The sequence below is a fragment of the Sodalis sp. (in: enterobacteria) genome, assembly GCF_051710625.1.
Taxonomy (GTDB): Bacteria; Pseudomonadota; Gammaproteobacteria; order Enterobacterales; family Enterobacteriaceae; genus JBPESN01.
This window is the reverse complement of record NZ_JBPESN010000118.1, coordinates 1-3,087: the sequence shown is the minus strand read 5'-3', so window position 1 is coordinate 3,087 and position 3,087 is coordinate 1. Positions and strand designations below refer to the sequence as shown.

Annotated in this window: 2 protein-coding genes, 1 other RNA gene and 3 pseudogenes; 1 reads left to right on the top strand and 5 read right to left on the bottom strand. The window is 48.6% G+C overall.

The window, feature by feature from the left end:
• Positions 1-108: 108 nt before the first annotated feature.
• Positions 109-318: pseudogene (locus tag ACTBDU_RS16305) on the bottom strand (MGMT family protein); the annotation flags it as partial.
• A 200-nt stretch (positions 319-518) separates the two neighbouring features.
• Between ACTBDU_RS16305 and ffs the strand changes: the two are divergent.
• Positions 519-615, top strand: an RNA gene (gene ffs, locus ACTBDU_RS16300) — signal recognition particle sRNA small type.
• A 490-nt stretch (positions 616-1,105) separates the two neighbouring features.
• On the opposite strand, the gene ACTBDU_RS16295 is transcribed toward ffs, so the two are convergent.
• From ACTBDU_RS16295 to ACTBDU_RS16280, 4 genes and pseudogenes are all read right to left on the bottom strand, one after another.
• Positions 1,106-1,309, bottom strand: coding sequence for an HHA domain-containing protein (locus ACTBDU_RS16295; protein WP_438807199.1), 204 nt, complete (start codon positions 1,307-1,309; stop codon positions 1,106-1,108).
• Between the two features lie 46 nt (positions 1,310-1,355).
• A pseudogene (gene tomB, locus ACTBDU_RS16290) lies at positions 1,356-1,716 on the bottom strand (Hha toxicity modulator TomB).
• Between the two features lie 515 nt (positions 1,717-2,231).
• Positions 2,232-2,297, bottom strand: coding sequence for a 50S ribosomal protein L36 (locus ACTBDU_RS16285; RefSeq protein WP_438807200.1), 66 nt, complete (start codon positions 2,295-2,297; stop codon positions 2,232-2,234).
• 6 nt (positions 2,298-2,303) lie between these two features.
• Positions 2,304-2,758: pseudogene (locus ACTBDU_RS16280) on the bottom strand (efflux RND transporter permease subunit); the annotation flags it as partial.
• Positions 2,759-3,087 lie beyond the last annotated feature (329 nt).

Sequence of the window (3,087 nt, the reverse complement as noted above, 5' to 3'; positions counted from 1 at the left end):
CCACGGTCGGGGGGTTTATCTCTTGGGCCGCTACCGGTCTTCAATGGGCCCTCCCCGTGCGGCCCCGCCTGCGTCCGTGACAAAGCCCCCCCCCCCCCCGCTTCACAAGATGGCGCCATGACGATTAACCACCCGATGCCAGGGGAGTTTGCTGCCTTCAGGCAGACGGCTTAACAGACCACCCACTTGTTGACGCGCCGCGCGCGGCGCGCCCGCCAGACGCGCCACTTCACCATATGTTATCAGTCGTCCATACGGGATAGCCGCCACGATGTGGTAAACGCGCGGGGGGAAATTATCATGAGAGGGCTTGGACATATTTCACTTTAACGGTTAAATCGGCGTGGGAATTATCCTGTCATATTCGGTTTGCCTCCCGCAAGCCGTCTGTGCTGAAGCGTTAAGTATGAAACATATTGGATAAGAAACGGCGCTTAAACCACCCCCGGCTTGCAATTACCGAAGCCTTAATTGATAATGCCCCGCCCTCGTTTGAAACGAGCCGTCAATGGAGGCCCCGTGGGTGCTCTCGCAACACTACCTTGTGAACTCGGTCAGGTCCGGAAGGAAGCAGCCGCAGCAAGCGACGTGTGTGCCGGGATGTCGCTGCCGGGGCCTCCACCCATTTCGGCCGCCACTCGTCCTGTCCTGACGCAACATACCCACGTGCCACCTTGGATCACGCCCTCTTTCAGTGGAAAATAAGGCGTGTTTTTCCCGGGATTACCATTTATTAATGGCGTGGTGAAATCGTCTCTGCCGGCCAGTGCATTCCCGTCCGGCACGTGTAAAAATACAATTGTACGAAATGACGTCAGGGCAACCCAGCGAAAATGAGGGAAATCCGATGCAATAGGCGCTTGACAGTGTGGCTTTTGACCTGCCTATAGAAAAGCCCAATAATGTTATTAACCAGTATGATAACGCACTTGCTATTTACACCTACATCGCGCGCCAGACAATAGGAGGTTAACCTGACGTCAGTGGCGCGAAAAAGGGCGTATTTCAGTAGGGGTGGGCAATAGATAATTTAATTGCCGGCGGGCAAAAAAGGTATTAATAATAATGTTTATTAACACTAACATTATGTTTAGAATAATCAGTTTTAGCGTACATACTTCCAGACAGAAATCGGTACTTTGTCGTATAGCTTGTTCATCGTCAGTTCCGCCAGACGATGATCGGCGGCGGAATTGAATATCTCTAGCTCGTCATCGGACAGTTCATATTTGTTTTTTTCAATCACACGCTCAAGGGTTTCCAGCGTTCGGCACTTCCTCAAGCGCATTAAATAGTCGATCTTTTTCATTTTTACCTTTTCGTACAGTCAGTTGAACGGGGATATGCTTACTTTCTCAGGTTGTACAGAGCTCTGTCTCCGAGAATGTTCCGAATAAACGCCCGCAGCTGCGCCGCCAGCGCTGGATATCGTAATTATTGATGCCATAGCTACTGAACAGAGTGAAAGTATCGTCTAAAAAGGTTTCAACCTGATCGGTAAGCTCACTTTCATTATGGTGTTTAGGTTTGAAGATGACAATATTCTCAGCTATGTGCTCAATTAATTCGTTAAGCTGCAAATTGACGGCGGAACTTGGGTCATTTACCCAACCATGATAGCTGTCGCTTAGACTGGCAATGCCTTCATCATAGATGATTTTCACACAGGGATTTCAATTGCGCAATATCGTAGCGTTTGGGTGGATACTCATCCATATTAGCCCTCCTAACACATAGCAATTGCAGTAATCTTAAAACCCGGCTGGGGACATGGATCGATACCCACTTCGCCCATTCCAGATTAAAGATAGGATATTTTAGGCGATTTGGCATCCCTTTCTTACATTCACTTATAGACTCTGAGTCATAGCCTGCCGTGACGGCAAAGCTCAGGTAAACAGCGTGGGATAAGGGCCTCTGCGTTCTCTCGTTGCCGGCGCGCTGGTGCGGAATGAAACAATGCGGCTGAATAACATTATACAGTGCTGATGCTCAATTAGTACCTTAAAACTAGCAGACATGTCGGATAAATAAAAGAGTGTTTTCTTCTTATTCACTCAATTACAATATTTGTTTATAAATATGCGAAAATCCCCGCATTACCCTTACAACGATCGTGTATAGACCATTTTGCCGTCTGACGGCGGCAAATAAAAAGCGCCGAAGGTATTCCCCCTGGCGCAGCGATGCGCTGATTTCTCTTTTGGCCCCGATGAGCCTCGCTTGCAAAGTCAGCAGCGTTTTTTGCGTCCTTGAACCGCCTTAAAGCGCGGATTGGCTTTGCATATGACATACACACGCCCGCGGCGGCGCGCCGCCACAAAAAACACTGGTACAAAGAAAATCGCCAGCAGGGTAGCGGTAACCATCCCGCCTATCCCGCCTATCCCGCCTATCCCGCCTATCCCGCCCATCCCGCCGGTACCGACCGCGTTTTGCGAGCCGGACCCGGCGCCGGTGCTGATAGCCAGGGGCAGTAAGCCGAGGATAAAGGCGAGAGAAGTCATTAGAATCGGCCGGAAGCGCATGCGTACCGCTTCCAGCGTCGCTTCTATCAGTCTTTTGCCTTCTTTCTCCATCAGATCTTTGGTGAATTCCATGATTAATATTGCGTTCTTGACCGATAGTTTGATAGTAGTCAGCAGACCTACCTGGAAGTACACGTCATTATTCAGAATTCAGACCGCGCAGCGTTGCCGCCAGCAATCGCGCCAATCACCCCCAGCGGTACGACCAGCATAACCGAGAACAAGATCGAGCATGTGGGGTGGCAATCATTTCTGGACTCTTAAGTTAAACGATGGGTTAGCCGGAAGCCCTTTAATGGCGCGGCTTACAGAGATTTTATAGATTCTGGACTCGTCGCAAAAAAATGGGCAAAAAATGATTTTTTTGCACTAAATTCTAGACTCGGATGACTGTGGTTTGAGCAGATTTAAAGGTAGTTTAAACGCCTTTTAGGCATCCATTAGATATATGTGAATTAGGTTAAAAAATATTAGTAAATCATAAAAATAATGAAATGAGATAGATAATGGCCTAATCTTTATTTAGGCCGCTCCACTTTTCTTACAGTTTAAGCTTGCC

Excerpts from the sequence above, each read along its gene's own strand:
- ACTBDU_RS16295 (WP_438807199.1), bottom strand. The coding sequence starts at position 1,309 with ATGAAAAAGATCGACTATTTAATGCGCTTGAGGAAGTGCCGAACGCTG.